We start from the raw sequence: 21,741 nt of genomic DNA, 5'->3' as shown, positions 1-21,741 counted from the left end.
CATGAGCCAGACCCTCTACACCGGCAAGGTCCACGTCACCGGCGGCCGCGAAGGCGCCGCGCGCAGCGACGACGGCCGGCTGGACATCAAGCTCTCGACGCCGGGCGGTCCCGGCGTCGGGACCAACCCCGAGCAGTTGCTGGCGGCCGGCTGGTCGGCCTGCTTCCAAGGCGCCATGACCATCGCGGCCAAGCAAATGGGCGTGAAGCTGGTCGACGTGGCCATCGACGCCGAGATCGCCCTCAACACCGATGGCGCCGGCTATTTCCTGGCCGCCCGCCTCAACGTCGCGACACCAGGCCTGGACCCCGAGGTCGCGCGCCAGGTGGTCGAGGCGGCCCATAGGACCTGTCCCTACTCCAAGGCCTTGCAGGGCAATATCGATGTCACGCTCAACCTCGTCTGATCCGGTGTCGCGCCGGACCTGGTTGAAGGGCGCAGCGGCGGGGCTGGGCCCGCTGTCCCTGGGCGGCGCGCTAGCCTTGCCACCGGCCCGTCGCGCCCTGGCTGGGGCCTTCGCGCCCGCGTCGGCTCTCGCGGCGCTGAAACTATCCGGGCCCTGGCTCAACAGCCCCCCCCTGGACGCCACCGTCCTGCGCGGCCGGGTCGTGATCGTTTGCTTCTGGACCTACTCGTGCATCAACAGCCTGCGAGTCCTGCCCTATCTGCGCGCGTGGCAGACCCGCTACGGCCAGCGGGGCCTGACGGTGGTCGGCGTCCACACGCCCGAGTTCGCGTTCGAGACGGAAGTCCTGAACGTTCGCCAGGCGGTGAAGGATCTGGACGTGAAGTTCCCGGTCGCCCTCGACAGTGACCGCCGAATCTGGAGCGCCTTCGGCAACAATGCCTGGCCAGCCTTCTACGTCATCGACGCCGACGGTCGCGTCCGGGGCCATGTCGACGGCGAGGGCCGTTACGACCAGATCGAACGGCTGGTCCGGAAGCTTCTGACCGATGTCCCTGGCCCCGCCATGGCCGAAGCCCTGTCCGTGGTCGCGGGCGCGGGCCCGGAAGCCGCGCCAGACTTTCCTGACCTTGGCTCGGGCGAGACCTATGTCGGCTACGGCCAGGCCAGCGCCTTCGTCTCGGCGGGCGGCCTGCGCCATGACGTCGAACAGCTCTACCATTCGCCACGCGACCTGCCGCTGAACCGCTGGAGCCTGTCGGGCGGCTGGACGGTCGGCGAGGAGTTCGCCACCAGCGCCACGCCGAAAGCCACGATCACGCACCGCTTTCACGCGCGTGACCTGCACATGGTGCTGGCCCCCGCCTCGCCCAATCGCCCCGTCCGCATCCGCGTACGGTTGGATGGCCAGGCGCCTGGGCAGGATCATGGTTGGGATGTCGACGCTGACGGCGCGAGCGTCGTTGATCGCCCCCGCATGTACCAGCTGATCCGCCAGGTCGGCCCCGTCGTCGACCGCGCGTTCCAGATCGAAGCGCTCGATCCGGGCCTGCGCGTCTACGCCTTCACTTTCGGCTAGCGGTTTCCTTCAAGACCGGCCCGCCGCACCGGCATCCTGCTCTCCCTCTCCATTTGCCCCTTAGAGGAACCCTCCCATGTCCAAGAAAGCCTTTGCCATCGCCTTGGCCTTCGGCCTGACCGGCCTCACCGCCGCCCACGCCCAAACCCATGCATCGACCAAGCCTACCGTGGTTCTGGTGCACGGCGCCTTCGCCGACAGCAGCAGTTGGGACGGCGTGATCGCCGACCTGACCCGCGACGGCTACCATGTCGTGGCCGCCGCCAATCCGCTACGCGGCGTGGCCAATGACGCCGCCGCCGTGCGTACGGTGATCAATTCGATCGCCGGCCCGGTGATCCTGGTCGGCCATTCATATGGCGGCGCGGTGATCTCGGCCGCCGCCGACGGCGCCGGTAACGTCAAAGGCCTCGTCTATGTCGCCGCGTTCGCTCCCGAGGTTGGTGAAAGTATCTTCGATCTGACCGGCAAGTTCCCAGGCTCTACCCTGCCGCCGACCTTGGACAAGCCCGTCGATCTGCCTGGCGGGGCTCACGACCTCTACATCCAGCAGGACAAGTTCCCGGCTCAGTTCGCCGCGGACGTACCGCTCGCGCAGGCCAAGCTGATGGCTGTCGCCCAGCGCCCGCTGACCGACGCGGCCGGCGCCGAAAAGGCCGTGGCCACGAGCTGGAAGGCCATCCCCTCCTGGTGGGTCTATGGCGAGGCCGACCGCAACATCCCGCCCGCCGCCATGAAGTGGATGGCCGAACGCGCCCAGGCGAAGAAGGTCGTCACCGTCCCCGGCGCCTCGCACGTGGTGATGATCTCGCATCCGCACGAGGTCGCCAAGCTGATCGAGACGGCCGCCGCCAACTAGTCCGGCGCCCCGACCGGACCGCTCAGGAGCAAGGAGAAAGACATGTCCCAGAGATGGCTCATCACCGGTTCCTCGCGCGGCCTGGGCCGGGCCCTGGCTGAGGCCGCCCTGGCCGCCGGACATCGCGTGGTCGCCACGGCGCGCGATCCCGGCGGCCTCGCCGACCTGGCCGAACATCATGGTCCTGCCGTGCGGCTGGCCGAGTTGGATGTCACCGATCCAGAGGCCGCCGCCCGCGCCGTGGCGCTGGCCGCCGAGGACTTCGGCGGCCTGGACGTGGTCGTGAACAACGCCGGCTATGGCGATATCGGCTCGGCCGAGGACACATCGCTCGACGACTTCCGCAAACAGATCGAGGTCAACCTGTTCGGCGCGATCATTGTGACCAAGGCCGCGATCCCGCTGCTTCGCGCCCAGCGATCCGGCCATTTCATCCAGTTCTCGTCGGTGGGCGGTCGGCTGGGCGCGCCGGGTCGGGCCGCCTATTCCGCCGCCAAGTGGGGCGTCGAGGGTTTTTCCGAGGTCCTGGCCCAGGAGATGGCGTTGGTCGGAGTCAAGGTGACGATCGTCGAGCCGGGCGGCTTCCGCACCGACTTCGCCGGCGCTTCGACCCGACTGAACGCCGGCCGCGCCGAGTACGATGCGGTCGTGGGCGCGGCGGCGCGTCGGCAGGCCGAGTACGATGGCCGGCAGCCGGGCGATCCCAGCAAGGCGGCGCAAGTCCTGCTGAAGCTGGCGGCCATGGCTTCCCCGCCCCTACGTTTGCCGCTGGGCAGCGATGCCGTCGCCGCGATCAGCGCGGCTGACCAGCGTCGCCTGGCCGAGCTCGAACATTGGGGCGCGCTCAGCGCATCGACCGACTTCGACGAACCGCTTGCGGCTCACTAGCCGAGGCCGCGCGTCATGTGGACGGCCCGGGCCGAATTACCTCATGATAGTCTCCGGATGCGCACGGGACCGGACGAGATTTCGAAGGATGACGACGAGAACGATCTCGCCGCGCGATCGCGCACGCTGAGGGGCGCGCTGACCCGCTACTTCCAGCGCCGCTTGCCCAACACCCACGAGGCGGACGACCTGGTGCAGGAGGTGTTTCTGCGCATCGTCCGGCGCGGCGACAGTCAGGACCTCGACCAGTTCGAGGGCTATGTCTTCCAGACCGCCGCCAGCGTCATCAAGGACAGGTTTCGCCGCCGCCGTACGCGCAAGAGCGACAGCCACGTCGTGTTCGAACCAGATCTGCACGGACAGAGCGACGTCTCGCCCGAACAGACGCTCCTTGCGCGCGAAGCTCTGAAATCAACCACCCGCGCGATCATGGCCATGCCCGAGCGGACGCGGACGATCTTCGTCCTGCGTCGCCTGGAAGGCCTTTCGCATCCCGAGATCGCCCGCCGCTTGGGTGTGTCGCTGAGCACGGTTGAGAAGCATATCCAGAGGGCCGCCAAGCAGCTTCTCTCGCTTGGAGGGGATAGTCATGACCTCTAGCCGAACGCCCCCGTCCGGAATGTCGGTCGAGGACGACGCCGCCTGGTGGCTGGCGCGCCACGACGCCGACCCGTCGACCGCCGCCGATCCGGCCTTCCTGGCTTGGCTGGCGCAGTCCGAACGCCATGCGCAGGTCTGGGCTCGCGCCCAGGCCGTCTGGCGCCGCGCAGGCCAGGACCTGAAGGACGATCCCCTCGCCGAGGCCCTGCGGGTCAGCGCCCTGGCCGTCCGCCCGCCTGTCTGGCCCAAGGCCCTGGCCGCCGCCTCGATCGCCGTCGTCGTCCTGCTGGGCGCGGCGGGTGGCTGGCGGTACTGGACCGGGCGGGAACACTCTGAGGTCATCGCCTCGGACGCCTTGCCCAGTTTTACCACCGGCGTCGGCGAACGACGGGCTGTCACCCTCTCAGACGGCACCCGCCTGGACCTCGACAGCGACACGCGCGTCGAGGTGGCCTTCGACGACAAGGCCCGTCGCCTGACCCTCGTGAAGGGCCGGACCTATATCCAGGTCAGGCGCGACCCGAAGCGGCCGTTCGCCGTCGACGCCGGCGACCAGACCATCGTCGATCGCGGAACCGCGTTCGGAGTTCGCCTGAGTCCCGACGTTGTCGCGGTGATGCTGGTCCAGGGCAGTGTCGCCGTCGGCGCGCGCGGCGCGGCTCCGGATCACGAGTTGCGGCCGGGCCAGCGTTTGGTGCTGCAGGCGGGCCGCCCCGCGCGCATCGAGCGCTTCGATCCGAACATCGCCCTGGCTTGGCGCGAAGGCTTCGTCGAATTCTCCGACACGCCGCTCTCGGAAGCCGTCGCCGAAATGAACCGCTACGGCGGGCGCAGGATGGTCATCACCGATCCGCGCATCGGGGACCTAAAAATCAGCGGTCGCTTCGAGCTGGGCGATCCAGACCGCTTCCTGCGCACCGTGGCGATGCTGCTGCCGGTGCGGGCTGTCCGGGTCGATGACACGCTGGAGATCCGACCGGCGACCTGAGGGGTCAAAACCGCCGCGTCAGGCTGATCTCGAAGCTGCGCTCGCGCGCGTCGCCGTAGGTGCTGTAACCCGTCGGCGCGGCCAGGGCCAAGGGCGGCGTGGCGTCCAGCAGGTTATGCACGATCGCCTGCACCTGCGTGGGCCCGCCGAGCGACCGACGCGCGAAAAGATCAAGATAGATCTGCGAACGGATACGCTCTTCGTGAGGCTGGGCGATCGCCAGGTTGACGGGCGCGACGGTGAAGCCCGACGTCGCCGCCCGGTAGCTTCCGTAATACTGGGCGTTGAAGCCTAGGCTCAGCGCCTCGCCAGCCCATTGCGCGCCCGCCAGCGCCTTGAACTTCAGGGGGCCATCACCGAAACCGGCGGTCTCGGTCCAGGGCTTTTCAGGATCGGCGATACGGCGGTAGCTAGGCAACCAGACACCGCGCAAATAGGCGCTGACGCTGCCCTGCCCCACCGTGCGGCGATACTCGGCGCTGGCGTCGAAGGTCTCGACGACCGAGCGCCCGCTGTTCAGCGCGCCAGTGTCCAGCAGGATGACGTGGCCAGCCGTATAGCCCTTGGCCCGATCGGCGTCGGTGAGCGGCGCGCGGATGACCCGGGTCGGATAGATCGCCTCCCGCGCCAGGAAATAGGCGACATCGCCGGCGGCGAAGGTGGTGATCTCGTGGCTTTTGACGGTGCGCAGAGAGTCGACCGAAAAGCGCGCACCCGCCAACCAACGCGGCTCCGCCACGACGCCCACGCCGTACGTGCGGGCCCGCTCCGGATCCAGCCCGGGCGATCCGTTCTGGATGATCGTCAACGGCCCGGCCGCGCCCAGGATCTCGTCCCCGCGCTGAGGATCCGTTCGCGGCCAAGCGCGCGCCGACAGGATCAGCGACTGCGCCTGGTCCGAGCGTGGCGGCAGATGGCCCTCGCTGTAACTGGCGCGCAGCATGACGCCATCGGCGACGAAGGTCTTGAGGCCCAGGGTCTTGGCCAGTAGCGCGTGCTTGGACACCGCCTGACTCGTCACCGTTGGCGCGCCGTCGCCAAGGAGGCTCATGTACGTCTGGGGCGAGGTCATCCGATAGGCGTCACCGCGCACCGCGACCTGAAGCTCAAGGCCCCGCAGCGGACGGAACGCATCCGGCGCGCCCAGCGGCGCGCGCCACTCGGCATAGGCCGAGCGGGTGTCCAGCCGCAGCCGGCCGCCCCGCACGCTTCGCGGCTCTTGGCTGACAGCGTCGAAGGCGAAGTGCTCGCCACCGGACGTCCGCTCGCGGGAGGCCTCCGCGGTGACGGTCATGGTCAGCGGCCCGCCTGGCAGGCGCCACAACGGTCCCGATGCGCGCAGATTGAAGTCGGTCAGCGTGTCGTCCGACTTCGTGAAAGCGCCGTTGGCCACTTGGTAAGCGCGATAGCCCCTAAGGAAATCCTCCTGGGAGGCGAACGGCGAAAGGCCCGGACCGGCATAGCCGTCGTACTTGGTCGCCAGTGTGGCGTTGATGGTCGCTCCACGCGCGTCGTCGGTGATCCGCACGCGCGATCGGCTGATATCGAGGTCGCTCTCGGCCATCCACCCGCGCGGCAGTCGGGCGATCAGGCCGGCGGTAGCGCGCTGACTGGCGCTGCGATTGCGCACGATTCCATCCCAAGGCACCGAACGCGACACGTAGACACTCTGTTCGAAGGGATTATAGGCGGACTCCGCCCCCAGCGAGAGAATCGCGTACCCGGCCGGCGCCGTGGCGCGTCCGCGATTGTCCAGGAATAGATAGTCAAAAAAGCCTTCGAGGTTTCCGATCTCCTGGCGCGCGCTGAGGATCAGCGAGCGCCGCAGCGTGCGGGTTGTCAGACTTTGTCGTTCGCCAAAGGCGTCGGCGGGAAGCTCTAGGTTCAGCTTGCCGGCGTTGGCGACGGCCTCGGCGACCGTGAAGCCCGATAGCGAGAATGTGGTGTAGGAGCTGCCGAGCGACGCGCCGCCATAGTCCGGCTTCAGTGTCAGAACACCGCGTGAACTGGCGACATTGACGGCCGCGCCAATTGGCACATAGGGCGCGATGATCTTTCCGACCGCGAAATCCGCGCCGTTGACGCCAAGCGCCCGCTCGCCGAACACACGCTCCCCGACGCTCAGCCCCTCGTCCTTGCCTAGACCGATCCGCACCGAGACGCCGCCTCGGCCGTCGCGGGAGGTTCGGCCGATCGACGCGTCGAGGCGACTGGCCAGGCCGCCGCCGTGCTGGGTGAACCCCTGCGTCACGCCGACCTCCGCGCCTTGGTAGTCACGCTTGAGGATGATGTTCACCACGCCGCCGGTGGCGCCGGCTCCGTAGAGCGCGCCCGCCGCGGCCGTAAGCACCTCGATCCGCTCGACGGCGGCCAGCGGGATCCCGTTGACGTCGGCCTGGACGAAGCCAGCGCCGTTGCCCACCGCTTCAGGGACGCTGGGCAACCGCCGCCCGTCGACGAGCACCAAGGTCTGGCCGCTGCCCAGCCCCAGCAGATCGATCCGCGAGCGCGCCGAGGCGGAATTGGCCACCGGCGCCTGGACCAGGGACGCAGACTGAGCGTCGGACGGCATCGCCCGGCGCATGAAGCCCTCGATGTCGGTGGCCCCAGCGGTCCGGATCGTCTCGTCCAGCGCCACGTCGTACGGCTGGATATCGTCGCGCGTGCGACGGATGCCCGTATTGAGATTGCGCCGACCCAAAACGAGGATCTCGGACACGGCGCCGTCCCCGTCGTCTCTCGGCTTGGCGGCGGGCGGCGTCGATACGGGCTTGACCACATAGGCGCCGTCGGAGGTTCGCTGGACGCCGAGGCCCGTGGACGCCAGGGCGGCGGCTAGCGCCTGATCGACCGTGAACCGGCCCTTCAGGCGGGGGGCGTTCAAGCGGTCGGTCACGGCTCGGTCGAACGCCAGCTCCACCGACCCGACCCTGGCGACCCGGTTGAGGGTTACGGACAAGGACTGAGCAGGCATGTCCAGCACAACGGAAGTCGCGGCGCAGCTTTCGGTAGTCCCCGCCAAGGCCAAGCCGATGCCCAGCGCCAGACCCAAGGCACACGCGCTCGGACGCGTCAGAAAAAGTTCGGCGGCGGCGTACGGGATCGCGGGGGACCTGCGTTCCTGGCTCGGATCGTGGAGTACGAACGAATGCGCCAATCCAGTCTCGTCACTATCCGCGCCGCCGAGGACGGGAAGGCTGGAACACGCCTGGCGACGCATGCCGACCGCGCGCGCGTCCCGATCGAGTCCGTTCCCACTCCCGCGCCGACGCTTACGTCACGCGCTCCTTCGATCGCAAGCCCAACCATGCCGAGTCGGGCCCGCGATCGGCTGTCCTTCGGCGGCTTCGTCCTCGCCCCGGAAGAACGCCGCCTGACCAAGGACGGCGTCCCGGTCGAACTGGGCGGCCGTTCGTTCGACCTGTTGCTGGCGCTGGTCGAACAACCCGGGCGCATCATCCCCAAGCGCGAACTCATCCGCAGGGTCTGGCCCGACGTGACGGTGGAGGACGTGGCGCTGCGCTTTCATATGACCCGACTCCGACGGGCCCTGGGCGATGGCGTTGGCGGCGGCCGCCTGATCACTACTCAGGTCGGCGTAGGCTACGGCTTCATCGGCGCCTTGAAACAGGCTCACGCCGCGCCGGCTCGACAGGTTGCGCCCTCCTCCCTGCTTCCCAGCAGGCTGGACCGGCTGATCGGCCGCGAACGCGACCTGCGCCAGTTGATCGAACGCGTCTCCAACGCTCGGCTCCTGACGATCGTCGGACCAGCGGGCGTGGGCAAGACCAGTCTGGCCGTCGAAGCGGCGCACGAACTGGCCTCGGACTTCACGGACGGCGCGACCTTCGTCGAGCTGGCGGCGGTCTCGGTCCCCGACATGCTCGTTCCCGCCGTCGCGGCCGCCTTGGGGCTAACCGTCGCGGCCAACAGCCCGGCGACGATGGTGCTGGACTATCTCAGAGGCCGGCGACTGCTGCTGATCCTCGACGCCGCAGAGCATCTCGCCCAAGCGATCGCGTCGCTGTGCGAAGCGATCTCCGCAACCGCGCGGGACGTTCGCGTCATCGTCACCAGCCGCCAAGCCCTGAGAGCGCGCAACGAGCAAGTCCATCGTCTGACGCCCCATGATGAGTCCGCGGCCATCGACCTCTTCAGGCATCACCTGGCGACGGCTGGCGGCGTCGATATCCAGCCGGAAGACGCGCCGATGATCGCCACGATTTGCGAACGGCTAGACGGACTGGCCTTGCCGATAGAGCTGGCTGCGCTGCGCGCCGCGACGCATGGGATTGGCGCGACATCGCGACTGCTCGGCGAAGGGCCCAGTTTGCTCTGGCCTGGACGACGCACCGCTCCGCCACACCAACGAACGTTGAAGGCGTCGCTGGACTGGAGTTTCGACCTTCTGGCCAACGGCGAGCGTACGGTCCTCGAGCGAGTTTCCAGACTCGACGCGCCGTTCACGCTGGAAGCGGCCCTGGAAATAGCCGTCGAGCGTGACCTTGACCGTGCGACCGCCAACGCGGCTCTAGACGCCCTGATTGAAAAGTCGCTGATCCTCGCGGACGCCGGCCAATATCGATTTCCCGAAACGGTGCGCCTTTATGCGCGCGAGCGCTGCGTGGACCTCGACCGCCGCTAGAGGCGCGCACCCACCGGCGCCGTACGTCGTCTGGTCAAACCCGCTCTCGAGCCGTCGGCTCGTCGATCTTCTCGGCCTCACGATCGCGCCGGCGGGATCGGTGAGGTCAGGCGGCCACCCGGGCGTCGAGCGCGGCCAGCTTGGCCAGCACCCGGTCCAGCGTCGAGCGCTTCACCGGCTTGCCGTCGCGCAGCTTGGTCCAGGTGGTCTCGCTGATCGCGTAACAGTCGAACAGGTGCTCGCGCGTCACGGCCGGCAGGCGCGAACGCAGGCGCTGGAAGATCTCTCGGGAGATGGTGACGGTTTCAGCCATGGAAGTCTGGTCGGTGACGCACGGGAAAGAAAACTTTACCGCGTCCCTATGACGGTGTTGTTGGACGAGCTTATTTCAACGCTGTTACGTATGGCCGAGTTTTCGTCGAAATTGGCCAAGTAAGCGACAAGAGCGCTTCGGGCGCCCTGTACGCCGCCAACAACGGCGACGCCTAGCCACCAAACCTACGCTCCAGGCGCGCCGTCAAAAGTGACAATGACGTAATCTAGCGCATCACGCCAAACAGATAGAGCAGCAGAATGATCGGCAGCGGGATGCCCAGCATCCAGAGCAGCAGGCCTTTCATGGCGATCTCCCTCAGACGGACGGGTTGAAGGTGTGGCGGTCACGGCGATGCCACTGCGGATGCTGCGAGCCGAGATAGCCGCCGGCCACGGCGCCGACCGCGCCCAGGGCCATGCTGGCCGCGCCCCACCAAGCCAAGGCGGCGGTGACCTTGCGCGCCGCGTCCGCGGCAGCCTTCATGTCGGTCTCGGTGACGTCATCGTCGCCTTGCGAGGCTTCGATCGTGGCCTGGGCGCCGGTGAGCAGCGAGCCGGCGCTAGCGCCGCCGCCGATCCCGGCCAAGGCGACGATAAAGGCCAGCCCCCAGACCGTCAGGCCGATCAGCGCGCCCTTATGGTGGTCCGGGAACCGGGCCGAGCGCGCGGCGACGAACGCGCCCACCTGCAGGGCGAAGGTGTTGGCGAACACGATCCAGAGCCCGCCGCCGAGGGTCAGGCCGGTCGCGCCGGCGTCGGTCAGACGGAACGGATTGGCCACGGTGGCCCCGATCGCCAGGCCAAGCAGGTTGAGCAAGGCGCCCAACGCGATGGCGACCACCACGCCAGCGAATACGCCGCTCCAGGAGATCAGCGGATGGGCGTAGGGATCTTCGTGGAATGCATAGACTTTCGGTTCGGCCATGTCGGCGTCCTCCCCAAGCATGGTTGGTCCAAGCGTGGCGGGAAAACTCCGGAGCGACCGAGAAAGTTGCCTACAGCGTGAAGCGCAGGCCGTCGTAAGCGGGCTCCACCCCTGCCGGCAGCCTGGCCGCCAGGGCGTTGAAATCCAGGTCGATGTGCAGATTGGTCAGGATGGCCCGGCGCGGCTTGGCGCGGGCGATCCACTCGAGCGCTAGCTCGACGTGGGCGTGGGTCGGGTGCGGCGTCCAGCGCAAGGCGTCGACGATCCAGACGTCGAGATCGGCCAGGTCCGTCCAACTGCCGTCCGGTATTGCGCGGACGTCGGGCGTATAAGCCACGCCGCCGAAGCGATAGCCGACGGCGCGGATCTCGCCGTGGTCGACATCGAAGGTGTGGACCGGGATCGCTCCGCTTGGCCCCTCGACCGTGAAGGCCTCGCCCAGCGGCGGGATCAGCCGCGGCTCCAGGATGGCCGGATAGCCGCCATGCGTCCGGAAGATGTAGTCGAACCGCGTAAGCAGGCCGTCATGCGTGGCCTGGTCCATATAGGTCGGGATTCGCGCCCGCTGGTTCAGGAAGAACGGCCGCAGGTCGTCGATGCCATGGGCCTGGTCGGCGTGGTCGTGGGTGAACAACGCCGCATCGACGCGCTTCACGCCCGCGGTGGCGGTCTGCAGGCGCAGGTCCGGCGAGGTGTCGACCACGACGGTCGTTTCTTGGGCCGGACCGCCCTCGCCTTTTCGCCGCACCAGCAGGGAGCAGCGCGAGCGATGGTTCTTCGGCTCGGCCGGATCGCAGTCGCCCCAGTTGCCGTCGGCGCGCGGCACGCCGCCGGACGAGCCGGAGCCCAGGATGGTGAACTCCAGCGGCCCGGTCATGGACGCGGGATCCGGTCGAACAGGGCGAAGAAGGCGTCCTCGGTCCGCGCCTCCGTATCGGCCCGGCTCCAGCCACGAATCTCGGCCAGCTTGTCGTAGATGTGCGGCAGGTAGGCCGGCTCGTTGCGGCGGCCGCGCATCGGCACGGGGGCCAGGTACGGACAGTCGGTCTCGACGATGATCTTGTCGGCCGGCATGTCGCGGATCACCGCCCTGACCTCTTCCGCGGCCTTGAAAGTCGCGATGCCCGACACCGAGAACCAGGCGCCCAGGGCGGCGGCGCGCGCGGCCAGCGCTGGACCGCTGGTGTAGCAGTGCATCAGGATCTTGAACGGTCCAGCCGCGTACTCGGTCTCGAGAATCTGCGCCATGACCTCGTCGGCCTCACGGGTATGGACGACCAGCGGCAGACCGCTTTCTCGGGCGGCGATGCAGTGCTGGCGAAACACGTCGGCCTGAACCTCGCGCGGTGAAAGGTCGTAGTGGAAGTCCAGGCCGCATTCGCCGATTCCGATGACACGCGGACGGCCGGCCAGCTCGACCAGGCGCGCGGCGGTCAGGCCGGGATCTTCCTTCGACTCGTGGGGGTGCGTGCCGACCGTGCACCAGATGTCGGGCTCGGCCATGGCGATCGCGTGCACGGCCTCGAACGACGAAACCTTGTCGCAGATGGTGACCATCAGGCCGATGCCGGCCTCGCGGGCCCGAGCGATGACGGCGTCCTTGTCCTCGGCGAACTGGGGCGCGTGGAGATTCACGTGACTGTCGATGAGCATGCGGCTCACATCGCCGCCTTGGCCGCCGCGCGCAAGTCCGAGATGACGCTCCAGAACACGTCGGCGCGGTCCAGGTTCACCGCCTCGGCCTCGCCCGGCCAACTGGCGAGGCGCTCCCAGGCGGCGGCCCAGCGGTCCAGGCCCGGCGAGTTCTTGCCGTCGGCCGCCACCTGGGTGGCGAAGATCCGCACCTGGTCGGCCAGGCGATCCATCAGCAGTTCGAACCGCGCCGCGCCCTCAGCGCCTCGGAAGGTGTCGGCCATGGCCAGCAGCGCACCCTCGTCCAGCTTAGGCAGGCCGCGCAGGATCTCGTTGGCGGCGTCGTCCATGGCCAGCGCCCCCGAGGCCGCCAACTGAAGCGCTCGTCCCGGCGCGCCGTGAGCCATGCGGGCCAGGCGCTCCGCGTCACGCGACGGGACGTCGGCCATGCGCTCGACCATTTCGGCCGCCGCCGCAACGCCCGGCGCAGGGATGACAAGGCGCCGACAGCGCGAGCGGATAGTCGGCAGCAGCTTGCCGGGCGCGTGGCTGATCAGCAGGATGACGCCGCGCGGCGGCGGCTCCTCAAGCGTCTTCAGCACCGCATTGGCGGCGTTGACGTTCAGGTCGTCGGCGGCGTCGATGATCGCCACCCGATACGGCGAGATGGCGGGCGAATTGGCGAAGAACTCCGGCAGGCGCCGGGCCTCGTCGACCGGGATCGATTTGCGGGCCTTGCCGTCGTCCGTCAGCCGCTCCAGCACCATCAGGTCGGGATGAGAACGCGCGGCGACCTGCCGGCTGACCACGTCGGACGGCGCGGCGCCCAGCAGGCCGTGGCTCGGATCGGGCCGCGCGCCCAGCAGCCGGCGGGCCATGCGGTAGGCCAGGGTCGCCTTGCCGACGCCCTCGGGCCCGGTCAGCAACCAGGCGTGATGCAACCGGCCACGCTCCAGGGCGTCGATGAACGCGGCCTCGGCGGCGGACTGGCCGTCCAGACGGTAGACGTCGCGGGGATGGGCCGGCGCGGCCATCAGAGGTCCAGACGCTGGGCGACGGCGTCGGCGATCGCGGCGGTGACGGCGTCGAGTTCAGCATCGGCGTCGATGACGACGCAGCGCTTCGGCTCACGACGCGCGATCGCCAGATAGCCGGCGCGCAGGCGTTGATGGAATTCCAGACCCTTGGATTCGAAGCGCGCCGCCCCGCCCCGCGCCTCGGCTCGCGTCAGGCCGACCTCGGCCGGTAGGTCCAGGATCAAGGTCAGGTTCGGAACCGTGCCGTTCAGCACATGGTCCTCGAGCGCGGCGATCAGACTGGCCGGCGCGTCGCCGCCCGCGCCCTGATAGGCCCGGGTGGAATCGGCGAAGCGGTCGCACAGCACGACCTTGCCCTCGGCGAGGGCCGGACGGATCACCCGCTCCACGTGGTCGCGGCGGGCGGCGTACATCAAGAGGGTCTCGGTGACCGGCGACCAGCGATCAGCCGCGCCGTTGACCAGCAACTCGCGGATGGCCTCGGCCCCTGGGCTGCCGCCAGGCTCGCGCGTGACGACGACGTCGTGGCCGGCCGCGCGCAGCCGCTCGGCCAGGCGGCGGATCTGAGTGGACTTTCCCGCCCCTTCCCCGCCTTCGAAACTGATGAAGAACCCGCTGGTCACCGGCCTCCATTCGACCGGTTTCCGAGGCTTGTCTAGAGGCTCTAGGGGCGAAGGACCGTCGCGCCGGAATAGCCGAGGGACTCGACCCGCTCGCGCAGGCTCCAGGCCTCGCCCTCGTCCTGACCGGCGGCGACGGTGACGCGGTAGAGCGTGCCGCTGGCCCGCTCTATGGCGTCGATCGTCGCGCTGCCCGCGCTGGCCAATTGACGTACGGCCTTCTCGGCGTTCTCGCGGTTCGAGAAAGAGCCGGCCTGGATGCGATAGGCGGACTTGGCCGGGACGAAGACCGGATCTGGCGGATTGATGGGCGGCGCCGACTGTTCAATGGCGGCATATTGCGGGGTCGGCGCGGGCGGCGGCGTCCAGGCCGGCTCGCGGCGCGGCGGCAGGACTTGCACGCGCTGCGGCGGCTCCTTGATATCGTCGAAACTACGCGGACCGGTATCGGCCCGAGCGTACTGACGCGGCGCGTCGAATGCGCTCTTGGGGGCCGGGCCGACATATTTGACCCGCACCCGGGCGACGCCCTGGCGATAATAGCCCAGCTGCTGGGCGGCGGCCTTGGACAGGTCGATGACCCGGTCGCCGACGAACGGCCCACGGTCGTTGACCCGCACGATCATCTTCTGGCCGTTGTCGAGATTGGTCACCTCGACCAGACAGGGCAGCGGCAGCGTCTTATGCGCCGCCGACGGGATGTCCATGTCGAAGATCTCGCCGTTGGCCGTGCGGCGATTGTGGAATTGCTCGCCGTACCAGGACCCGACGCCCACGACGTTGTAGTCCTCATCCGCTTTCGGATAGTACCAGACGCCGTTGATCTGGTAGGGCTTTTCAGTGCCGCGCAGCGCCTTGCCGTCGCGACCGACCGTCGAGCCCGCGCGCGGGGCCGAACCCCGCGTCGTGTCGTTGCGGGCCGTCGCCGTATAGCCCGACTTGCCGACGTCGTACTTGGGCGTGGCGCAGGCCGCGAGGCTCACAGCGGCCAGGGCCATGAGGCCGAAGGCGCGCAAGTTCCGCCAAACCTGATCGATACGCTGGTCCATCCGCTCGTCGTCCAGACGGGTCGAGCCCCTTCCGAGCGGACATCGTCGCCGGTTTGTTTTGAAGTCTGGTTAAGGCGCCGACGCGCTGATATAGCCGCCTGCTCCGGGCAGGTGGCCGAGTGGTTTAAGGCAGCGGTCTTGAAAACCGCCGTAGGTGAAAGTCTACCGTGGGTTCGAATCCCACCCTGCCCGCCAGACTTCAAATCTCGAAAATCCCTTTCAGGACAAGCATGTCGGCTCTCCGCACCGCGCTCTATGGCCAGGCCGATCACGACCTGGCGCCGTCCGCGCCGGACGCCGTCCAGCTGTCGCCCCTGGTTCCGGGTTCGACCGACATCGCCGGGATCGCGGACGAATCCTTTACCGCCGTGACCGTCCGAGCCCCCGCCGGGGCGGTGGAGCGACGATTTGTCCTCGCTCAAGCGTTGAGAATTCTGACGCCGAACGGACGCCTGACCGCCTTCGCGCCGAAGGACCGCGGCGGGCTGCGCCTGAAGAAGGAGCTCGAGGCCCTGGGCTGCGAGGTCGGCGAGAGCGCCCGGCGGCACAATCGCATCTGCCTGGTCGTGCGTCCGGCCGTGATCAAGGGCCTCGACGAGGCCATCGCCGCCGGCGCGCCGCGCCCGATCGCCGAGAATGGCCTCTGGACCCAGCCGGGCGTGTTCAGTTGGGATCGCCTGGACGCCGGCACCAACGCCCTGCTCCAGGTCCTGCCGCCGTTCGCCGGCGTCGGCGCCGATTTCGGCGGCGGCATCGGCCTCCTGGCGCTGAATGTGCTGGCCTCGCCCAAGGTCACCAAGCTGACCCTGGTCGAGCTGGACCGCCGCGCCTTCGACGCGGCCAAGCGCAACGTCACCGACCCGCGCGCCGCGTTCGTCTGGGGCGATGTCCGCCAGACCGACCTGAAGGACCTCGACTTCATCGTCAGCAACCCGCCGTTCCACGAGGGCGGCGGCGAGGACAAGACGCTGGGCCAGGCGTTCATCGCCTCGGCGGCGGCGGCGCTACGCAAGGGCGGCGTGCTGTGGATCGTGGCCAACCGCCACCTGCCCTACGAGGCGATCCTGGGCGAGAGCTTCTCCAAGGTCAGGCTGGTCGCGGAAGGCGGCGGCTACAAGGTCTTCGAGGCCCGCAAGTGACCAAGGCGCTGATGGCCCGATTGGACCGGCTGTTGGCCAATCTCGGCTATGGCAGCCGCAAGGACGTCCAGGCCCTGGTCGCCGGCGGCAAGGTCGTGCTGGACGGCAAAATCCTGAAGGACGCGGGCCTCCGTGTCGCCGTCGACGCCACCCTGCCCGAGCGCATGACCATCCGCGGCGTCCCGGTCGATCCGCCGGCCCCGCTGGTGCTGCTGATGCACAAGCCGCTGGGCGTGACCTGTTCGCACAAGGAGGACGGCGAGAAGATCTACGATCTCCTGCCCCGCCGCTGGCGATTGCGCGATCCGGGCCTGTCGACCGTCGGGCGGCTCGACAAGGACACCAGCGGCCTGATCCTGATCACCGACGACGGCGATTTCCTGCACCGGGTGATCTCGCCCAAACGGCATGTGCCCAAGACCTATTTCGTGACGCTCGATCGGCCGCTGGACGGTTCGGAGGGCGAGGTGTTCGCCGCTGGGACACTGATGCTGGACGGCGAGGAAAAACCCCTGCTGCCCGCCCGGCTCGACGTGGTCGACGCCAAGGCGGCGCGGCTGACGATCACCGAGGGCCGCTATCACCAGGTGCGGCGCATGTTCGCCGCCGCCGGCAACCATGTGCTCGCGCTGCATCGCGAGCGGATCGGCGGTCTTACCCTGCCGGCCGACCTGGAGCCGGGCCAGTATCGGATCCTGCCGGCCGTCGAGGCCGAGCGCGTGTTCGCCGATGTCTGAACCAGTTCTGATCGACGCCCGGGGTCATCATTGCCCCGTGCCGACCCTGAAGCTGCGCAAGGCCCACGAGGCCGCCGCGCCGGGGGCCGAGCTTGTCCTGCTGGCCACCGACCCGATGGCCCGGATCGACGTTCCGCATTTCGCCGGCCAGATCGGCGCGACCGTGCTGGAGATCGCCGACCAGGACGGCGGCGTCATCCGTTTTCGTATTCGGAAGGCGCCTTGAGCGGGATCGCCTTGGGCCCTTCCAGCAGGGCTCGGGGACGTTCGTCCAGCGCGATCTCGACCTCGGTCGCCAGCGCCCCGCCGAAGAAGATCGCGTTCACGCTCCACGACAACCAGATCAGGAAGACGATCACGGCCGAGATCGAGCCGTAGGTCGCGCCCAGATGCACGACCTTCTCGACATAGAAGGCGCTGGCCGAGGACATGAAGACGCACAGCGCCGCGGCCGCCGCGCCGCCGGCGATCGAGGCCCGCCAGCCGACCGGCTCGCGCGACATGGCGTAGCGATAGACTAGGCTCATGCCGAACACGATGCCGAGACTGGCCCAGGTCCACTCGCTCTGAATCCATGAGACCCCGGCCAGCGGCCGCAGGTTCAGGGCCGCGCCCAGCAGGCGCAGGACCAGGAAGATGCCCGACATCACGAACAGCAGGCCGAACGCGGCGACCAGCACCAGCAGCGCCATCAGGTTGAAGCCGAAGAAGCCGCGCTGATTCTCCTCGTCGTGGATGAACGAAAGCCCCGCCAGCAGCGCCTTGAAGCCGCGATGGGCGGCATAGGCGCCGACAATCAGGACGACGGCGCTCTGCAGCGAGACGGTCTGGCCGGGCGCGTGGGCCAGGCGGCCGAACTCGTCCTGGAACATCGAACGGGCCCCGGAGGGAATCAGTTCGGCCAGCTTGGCCGCCTGGCGCGCGGCGCTCTCGGGGGTCAGCAGCAGGCTGTAGAGCCCAATCAGAATCGCCAGGCCCGGGAAGACGGCCAGCAGGGCGAAAAACGAGACGCCGCCGACATAGAGCATGACGTCGCGACCCCACAGGCGCGACAGGGCCAGGCCCAGCACGCGGAGGATTTCGCGAACCCAGTGGATCGGATCAAGGTCGAGGTCGCGCCAGCGAATGCGGTGCAGCGGATCTTGCATCCGGCGGACCATGGCGATGTGGCCTCCCGAAGTCAAAGAGGCCCAGAGTCAAAGACGCGCCACCTTGGGGAAGGTGGCGCGTCTCCGCAGGACGTGCCTGTGAACCGATCGCCGCTTCGAGGGACGGATGGCGCGACGACCGATCGACGCTCGCAACCTAGATCCCGCCGCCTGAACCGCACCTGAACGCGGCCCTCAGGTTTCAGAGGGCTCCCGACGCCCTCAACGCCGCGATCGCCTCGTCCGAGAAGCCCCAGTCGGACAAGGCCTGGTCGTTGTCCGCCCCAATCTTGGGCGGCGGCCCCTGGATGGCGCCCGGCGTGGCCGAGAAGCGCGGCGCCGGCGCCGGCTGGATGACCCCGGCGACCTCGACGAAGGTTTCGCGGGCGGCGTTGTGGGCGTGCTTGGGCGCCTCGTCCATGGTCAGGACCGGGGCGAAGCAGACGTCGGTGGCGTCCATGATCGCGCACCAGTCGTCACGGCTCTTGGTCCGGATCACCGCCGCCAGCTTCTGGCGAAGCTCCGGCCAGTCCTCGCGGCTCATCTGGTGCTGGAACTGCGGGTCGGAAATCCCCGTCTTTTCCAACAGAAGCAGGTAGAATTGCGGCTCAATCGAGCCGATTGAGATCCACTTGCCGTCGGCGCATTCGTAGGTGTCGTAGAAGTGCGCGCCGCCATCGAGCAGGTTGCTGCGCCGGCCTTCGGTCCACATGCCGCCGGCCTTGAAACCGTAGAACATCGCCATCAGCGAGGCCGCGCCGTCACTCATCGCGCAGTCGATCACCTGGCCCTGTCCCGTCGAACGGGCGTGGATCACCCCAGCCAGCAAGCCGAAGGCCAGATAGAGCGCCCCGCCCCCGAAATCGCCGACCAGGTTCAGCGGCGGCACGGGCTTGTCGGTCGTGCCGATCGCGGCCAGCGCGCCAGTGATGGCGATGTAGTTCATGTCGTGGCCGGCCGCCTTGGCGTAGGGGCCCGTCTGGCCCCAGCCGGTCATGCGGCCGTAGACCAGCTTGGGATTGCGGGCCAGAACAATGTCCGGACCCAGACCCAGACGCTCCATGACGCCGGGTCGGAAGCCCTCGATCAGGCCATCGGCCTGTTCCAGCAGCTTCAGGCAGGTCTCGATCGCCTCGGGGGTCTTGAGATCCAGCGCCACCGAGCGGCGTCCCCGAGCCGTGACGTCGGCCGGTGAGCCCCTTCCCTGGCCCTTGCGGTCGATGCGCACGACGTCGGCCCCAAGGTCCGACAGCAGCATGCCGCAGAACGGTCCCGGACCGATGCCGGCGAATTCGACGATCCTCAGTCCCGAAAGCGGTCCCTGGCCCATGACGCGATCTCCCAGCTCGGCTCTTCGACGATGGCCGACGCGGATCACTAGAACGGCCCTGACGTTCGGTCATGCAAGCCTTGCCGCGCCGCTTTGGAGCGTTCTTTGTTTCAACCCCAGCCTGCGGCGTTCCGTACCTTTGACCGCGCGGAGCCTCTGCTATGGTGCGGCCTCGAATCTCGACTGTCGTTGTGGGATCGGCCAGGCGAGCGTTCGGGCGGAGGTTGTTTTGGCGGTTGACGCCCGGATCCTGATCGTGGCGCGCGACGATGTTCGCGCCGGACCGCTGGCCGAGGGGCTGGATCGGCTGGGCTGGCGCACCATCACCGCGCGCGGCCCTTATGCCGCGCTCGCCGCCCTGGGCGACCTGCCGATCGAGGCGGTGATCGTCGACCTGGCCAGCGCCGGGCCCGAGACCCAGACCTTGGCCCGCCGCCTGAAAGCCGCCGTCGCGCCGCGTCGCCTGCCGGTCATCGCCATCGGCGACCCCGACGGCGACTATCGCAACCAGGCCTTCGACCTGACCCTGTCGCCGCCGCTGCACCCGTCCCAGGCCGCCCTGCGCCTGGAGACCCTGGTGCGCACCGCCATCGCCGAGGAAGAGTTCGAGCTGCGCCTCGAGACCTTCGGCGAGCGCGGCCGCCGCCTGGACCTGCCGGAGGCCGCCGAGGCCCCCTATCGCATCCTCGCCGTCGGCGAGCCCGCGCCGCAATTCCTGGCCCTGGCCAACGCCCTGCAGAACAGCGGCGCCGAGGTGGTCGGGGCCTTCACCGCCTATACGGCCTTCGACTACCTGCACGAGCGGGCCTTCGACTCCGTCGTCCTGTGGGCCGGCGACAGCCAGCAGGAAGCCCTCTCGATCGCGGCCGGCATGCGCCGCAACACCCGCCTCTTCCACATCCCGGCCCTGCTGTACCTGAAGGCCGAGAGCTATGTGACGATGTCCGAGGCGTTCCATCGCGGCGTCTCCGACGTGGCCTCGCCCGAGACGCCCGAGATCGAGACCGCCCTGCGCGTCATGGAGCTGGCCCGCAGCTTCCGACGCGGCGAGTCGATCCGCGGCGCCCTGGAAAAGGCCCGCAGCTCGGGCCTGATGGACGCGGCCACGGGCCTGTTCACCCGCGACCTGTTCGCCGCCCACCTGGCGCGCCTGGCCGCCGCCGCTCGCGAGCGCAGCCGGCCGTTGTCGATCTGCGTGCTGCGCGTCGCCGACAAGCCCGAGACCGTCTGGGCCCGCAAGAACGGCTGGCTGGATCGCGCCATCCCGCAGATCGGCTCGATGGTCGGCCGCCTGGTCCGCGTCGAGGACACCCCGGCCCGCCTGGCGACCGAGGTCTTCGCCCTGGCCCTGCCGGCGACTAACCAGAACGCCGCCCGCGCCGCCGCCGAGCGCATCGCCGCCGTGATCGGCTGCACCGCCTTCGACGCCGGCGACGACCGCCCGCCGTTCGTCTGCGAGTTCGACATCGGCGTCGCCGAGGTCCAGCCGGGCGAAGGCGCGGTCAAGGCCTTGGAGCGCGCCGCCGCCAGCGCCCTGAAGCGCGACGCGGGCTGAAAGCTTCGCCCTTGGGCGCGCGCGGCCCGGGCCCTATATGGAACCTGTCCTGTAGCAGACAGTGTTTCGAAAGGCGCCGCCGGTGAGCCAGCCCCAAAATCCGACCGCGGCCGCGCCGATGGTCATCGACGTGGTGGCCGATGTGGTCTGCCCCTGGTGCTATCTGGGCTGGCGGCGGCTGAAGTCGGCCCTGGCCCTGCGCCCCGATCTCGAGGCGCAGCTGGTCTGGCGCCCCTACCAGCTGGACCCGACGCTTCCCGAGGAAGGCGTCGACCGCAAGGCCTACATGGCCCAGAAGTTCAAGGATCCCGGCAAGCTGAAGGCCGTCCACGCGGCCCTGGTCGAGGGCGGGGCCGAGGAAGGCATCGCCTTCGATTTCGAAGCCATCGAGATCTCGCCTAACACCAACGCCGCCCATCGCCTGATCCGCTGGGCCCTGACGGCCGGCGTCCAGGACCAAGTCGTCGAGGCGCTGTTCAAGGCCTATTTCACCCAAGGCCTCGACATCGGCGATCCGATGGTGCTGGCCGATGTCGCCGAGGCGGCCGGAATGGAGCGGCTGGTCGTACTGCAACTGCTGTCGGAAGGCGCCGACAAGGAGGCCGTGGCCCGCGAGCACGCCATGGCGGTTCAAGGCGGCGTCACCGGCGTGCCGTTCGTCATCTTCGCGGGCAAGGTCGCCGTGGTCGGGGCCGAGATGCCGGAACGCATCGCCGAGGCGATTGACCAGGCCCGGGCTTCAGGCGTCTGATCCGTCCGCGCGGATGGTCGCGCGAGTCGGGCCGGGATC

General features: G+C 68.8%; 22 protein-coding genes and 1 tRNA gene. 13 read left to right on the top strand and 10 right to left on the bottom strand.

The window, feature by feature from the left end:
* The first annotated feature begins 1 nt into the window (after position 1).
* The 6 genes from ABIC66_RS19250 (at position 2) to ABIC66_RS19225 (ending at position 4,819) form a co-directional block, all read left to right on the top strand.
* Positions 2-406, top strand: a complete 405-nt coding sequence (locus ABIC66_RS19250) for an organic hydroperoxide resistance protein (protein WP_354072217.1) — start codon at positions 2-4, stop codon at positions 404-406.
* On the top strand, positions 384-1,484 hold the full coding sequence (locus tag ABIC66_RS19245; protein ID WP_354072215.1) for a redoxin domain-containing protein: 1,101 nt from the start codon (positions 384-386) through the stop codon (positions 1,482-1,484). The genes ABIC66_RS19250 and ABIC66_RS19245 overlap by 23 nt, the downstream gene beginning before the upstream one ends.
* 76 nt (positions 1,485-1,560) lie before the next feature.
* The gene (locus ABIC66_RS19240; RefSeq protein ID WP_354072213.1) at positions 1,561-2,343 is read left to right on the top strand and encodes an alpha/beta fold hydrolase; all 783 of its coding nucleotides are present in this window, start codon (positions 1,561-1,563) and stop codon (positions 2,341-2,343) included.
* 42 nt (positions 2,344-2,385) lie between these two features.
* Entirely contained in the window at positions 2,386-3,231 is an 846-nt protein-coding gene (locus ABIC66_RS19235; protein ID WP_354072211.1) for an oxidoreductase, read from the top strand.
* 57 nt (positions 3,232-3,288) lie between these two features.
* A complete protein-coding gene (locus ABIC66_RS19230; RefSeq protein ID WP_354072210.1) occupies positions 3,289-3,831 on the top strand; it encodes an RNA polymerase sigma factor in 543 nt (180 codons plus the stop codon).
* Positions 3,821-4,819 carry a FecR family protein gene (locus ABIC66_RS19225; RefSeq protein WP_354072208.1) on the top strand — a complete coding sequence of 333 codons (999 nt, stop codon included), beginning with the start codon at positions 3,821-3,823 and terminating at the stop codon, positions 4,817-4,819. Before ABIC66_RS19230 ends, ABIC66_RS19225 begins: the two co-directional genes overlap by 11 nt.
* 4 nt (positions 4,820-4,823) lie before the next feature.
* Here ABIC66_RS19225 and ABIC66_RS19220 read toward each other — a convergent pair whose 3' ends face one another.
* Positions 4,824-7,778: a TonB-dependent receptor domain-containing protein gene (locus ABIC66_RS19220; protein WP_354072206.1), complete on the bottom strand. Its 2,955-nt coding sequence runs from the start codon at positions 7,776-7,778 to the stop codon at positions 4,824-4,826.
* Between the two features lie 189 nt (positions 7,779-7,967).
* Between ABIC66_RS19220 and ABIC66_RS19215 the strand changes: the two genes are divergently transcribed.
* The gene (locus ABIC66_RS19215) at positions 7,968-9,464 is read left to right on the top strand and encodes an ATP-binding protein (protein WP_354072204.1); all 1,497 of its coding nucleotides are present in this window, start codon (positions 7,968-7,970) and stop codon (positions 9,462-9,464) included.
* Positions 9,465-9,570: 106 nt separating this feature from the next.
* Here ABIC66_RS19215 and ABIC66_RS19210 read toward each other — a convergent pair whose 3' ends face one another.
* From ABIC66_RS19210 to ABIC66_RS19180, 7 genes are all read right to left on the bottom strand, one after another.
* Entirely contained in the window at positions 9,571-9,777 is a 207-nt protein-coding gene (locus ABIC66_RS19210; RefSeq protein ID WP_354072202.1) for a hypothetical protein, read from the bottom strand.
* Positions 9,778-10,095: 318 nt separating this feature from the next.
* The gene (locus tag ABIC66_RS19205) at positions 10,096-10,704 is read right to left on the bottom strand and encodes a hypothetical protein (protein WP_354072200.1); all 609 of its coding nucleotides are present in this window, start codon (positions 10,702-10,704) and stop codon (positions 10,096-10,098) included.
* A 70-nt stretch (positions 10,705-10,774) separates the two neighbouring features.
* Complete coding sequence (locus ABIC66_RS19200; RefSeq protein ID WP_354072198.1) at positions 10,775-11,581, bottom strand: MBL fold metallo-hydrolase; 807 nt, start codon at positions 11,579-11,581, stop codon at positions 10,775-10,777.
* Complete coding sequence (locus tag ABIC66_RS19195) at positions 11,578-12,366, bottom strand: TatD family hydrolase (RefSeq protein WP_354072196.1); 789 nt, start codon at positions 12,364-12,366, stop codon at positions 11,578-11,580. The genes ABIC66_RS19200 and ABIC66_RS19195 overlap by 4 nt, the downstream gene beginning before the upstream one ends.
* On the bottom strand, positions 12,363-13,373 hold the full coding sequence (locus ABIC66_RS19190; RefSeq protein WP_354072684.1) for a DNA polymerase III subunit delta': 1,011 nt from the start codon (positions 13,371-13,373) through the stop codon (positions 12,363-12,365). The genes ABIC66_RS19195 and ABIC66_RS19190 overlap by 4 nt, the downstream gene beginning before the upstream one ends.
* Positions 13,370-13,996: a dTMP kinase gene (gene tmk, locus ABIC66_RS19185; protein ID WP_354072194.1), complete on the bottom strand. Its 627-nt coding sequence runs from the start codon at positions 13,994-13,996 to the stop codon at positions 13,370-13,372. The genes ABIC66_RS19190 and tmk overlap by 4 nt, the downstream gene beginning before the upstream one ends.
* 41 nt (positions 13,997-14,037) lie before the next feature.
* Positions 14,038-15,042, bottom strand: a complete 1,005-nt coding sequence (locus ABIC66_RS19180; protein ID WP_354072192.1) for a septal ring lytic transglycosylase RlpA family protein — start codon at positions 15,040-15,042, stop codon at positions 14,038-14,040.
* 105 nt (positions 15,043-15,147) lie between these two features.
* Between ABIC66_RS19180 and ABIC66_RS19175 the strand changes: the two genes are divergently transcribed.
* The 4 genes from ABIC66_RS19175 (at position 15,148) to ABIC66_RS19160 (ending at position 17,144) form a co-directional block, all read left to right on the top strand.
* Positions 15,148-15,237 (top strand) — tRNA-Ser (locus ABIC66_RS19175).
* Between the two features lie 35 nt (positions 15,238-15,272).
* Positions 15,273-16,181 (top strand): class I SAM-dependent methyltransferase, encoded by a 909-nt coding sequence (locus ABIC66_RS19170; RefSeq protein ID WP_354072190.1) that lies wholly within the window; start codon positions 15,273-15,275, stop codon positions 16,179-16,181.
* Complete coding sequence (locus ABIC66_RS19165; RefSeq protein WP_354072188.1) at positions 16,178-16,918, top strand: pseudouridine synthase; 741 nt, start codon at positions 16,178-16,180, stop codon at positions 16,916-16,918. Before ABIC66_RS19170 ends, ABIC66_RS19165 begins: the two co-directional genes overlap by 4 nt.
* The gene (locus tag ABIC66_RS19160) at positions 16,911-17,144 is read left to right on the top strand and encodes a sulfurtransferase TusA family protein (protein ID WP_354072187.1); all 234 of its coding nucleotides are present in this window, start codon (positions 16,911-16,913) and stop codon (positions 17,142-17,144) included. The genes ABIC66_RS19165 and ABIC66_RS19160 overlap by 8 nt, the downstream gene beginning before the upstream one ends.
* On the opposite strand, the gene ABIC66_RS19155 is transcribed toward ABIC66_RS19160, so the two are convergent.
* Both ABIC66_RS19155 and ABIC66_RS19150 read right to left on the bottom strand, forming a co-directional pair.
* On the bottom strand, positions 17,113-18,102 hold the full coding sequence (locus ABIC66_RS19155; RefSeq protein ID WP_354072185.1) for a YihY/virulence factor BrkB family protein: 990 nt from the start codon (positions 18,100-18,102) through the stop codon (positions 17,113-17,115). The two genes, ABIC66_RS19160 and ABIC66_RS19155, sit on opposite strands and share 32 nt — an antisense overlap.
* 166 nt (positions 18,103-18,268) lie before the next feature.
* Positions 18,269-19,396 carry a CaiB/BaiF CoA transferase family protein gene (locus ABIC66_RS19150; RefSeq protein WP_354072183.1) on the bottom strand — a complete coding sequence of 376 codons (1,128 nt, stop codon included), beginning with the start codon at positions 19,394-19,396 and terminating at the stop codon, positions 18,269-18,271.
* Positions 19,397-19,625: 229 nt separating this feature from the next.
* Between ABIC66_RS19150 and ABIC66_RS19145 the strand changes: the two genes are divergently transcribed.
* Positions 19,626-20,951, top strand: a complete 1,326-nt coding sequence (locus ABIC66_RS19145) for a diguanylate cyclase domain-containing protein (protein ID WP_354072181.1) — start codon at positions 19,626-19,628, stop codon at positions 20,949-20,951.
* 118 nt (positions 20,952-21,069) lie between these two features.
* A complete protein-coding gene (locus tag ABIC66_RS19140; protein WP_354072683.1) occupies positions 21,070-21,702 on the top strand; it encodes a DsbA family oxidoreductase in 633 nt (210 codons plus the stop codon).
* Positions 21,703-21,741 lie beyond the last annotated feature (39 nt).

The organism is Caulobacter sp. 1776 (genome assembly GCF_040545685.1).
Taxonomy (GTDB): domain Bacteria; phylum Pseudomonadota; class Alphaproteobacteria; order Caulobacterales; family Caulobacteraceae; genus Caulobacter.
Note: the sequence above shows the minus strand (reverse complement) of the source record. Positions and strands in the feature narration are given on the sequence as shown.

Excerpts from the sequence above, each read along its gene's own strand:
- ABIC66_RS19215 (WP_354072204.1), top strand. The coding sequence starts at position 7,968 with ATGCGCCAATCCAGTCTCGTCACTATCCGCGCCGCCGAGGACGGGAAG.
- ABIC66_RS19210 (WP_354072202.1), bottom strand. The coding sequence starts at position 9,777 with ATGGCTGAAACCGTCACCATCTCCCGAGAGATCTTCCAGCGCCTGCGT.
- ABIC66_RS19205 (WP_354072200.1), bottom strand. The coding sequence starts at position 10,704 with ATGGCCGAACCGAAAGTCTATGCATTCCACGAAGATCCCTACGCCCAT.
- ABIC66_RS19140 (WP_354072683.1), top strand. The coding sequence starts at position 21,070 with ATGGTCATCGACGTGGTGGCCGATGTGGTCTGCCCCTGGTGCTATCTG.
- ABIC66_RS19160 (WP_354072187.1), top strand. The coding sequence starts at position 16,911 with ATGTCTGAACCAGTTCTGATCGACGCCCGGGGTCATCATTGCCCCGTG.
- ABIC66_RS19180 (WP_354072192.1), bottom strand. The coding sequence starts at position 15,042 with ATGGACCAGCGTATCGATCAGGTTTGGCGGAACTTGCGCGCCTTCGGC.
- ABIC66_RS19250 (WP_354072217.1), top strand. The coding sequence starts at position 2 with ATGAGCCAGACCCTCTACACCGGCAAGGTCCACGTCACCGGCGGCCGC.
- ABIC66_RS19230 (WP_354072210.1), top strand. The coding sequence starts at position 3,289 with ATGCGCACGGGACCGGACGAGATTTCGAAGGATGACGACGAGAACGAT.
- ABIC66_RS19235 (WP_354072211.1), top strand. The coding sequence starts at position 2,386 with ATGTCCCAGAGATGGCTCATCACCGGTTCCTCGCGCGGCCTGGGCCGG.
- ABIC66_RS19200 (WP_354072198.1), bottom strand. The coding sequence starts at position 11,581 with ATGACCGGGCCGCTGGAGTTCACCATCCTGGGCTCCGGCTCGTCCGGC.
- ABIC66_RS19170 (WP_354072190.1), top strand. The coding sequence starts at position 15,273 with ATGTCGGCTCTCCGCACCGCGCTCTATGGCCAGGCCGATCACGACCTG.
- ABIC66_RS19240 (WP_354072213.1), top strand. The coding sequence starts at position 1,561 with ATGTCCAAGAAAGCCTTTGCCATCGCCTTGGCCTTCGGCCTGACCGGC.
- ABIC66_RS19225 (WP_354072208.1), top strand. The coding sequence starts at position 3,821 with ATGACCTCTAGCCGAACGCCCCCGTCCGGAATGTCGGTCGAGGACGAC.
- ABIC66_RS19150 (WP_354072183.1), bottom strand. The coding sequence starts at position 19,396 with ATGGGCCAGGGACCGCTTTCGGGACTGAGGATCGTCGAATTCGCCGGC.
- ABIC66_RS19245 (WP_354072215.1), top strand. The coding sequence starts at position 384 with ATGTCACGCTCAACCTCGTCTGATCCGGTGTCGCGCCGGACCTGGTTG.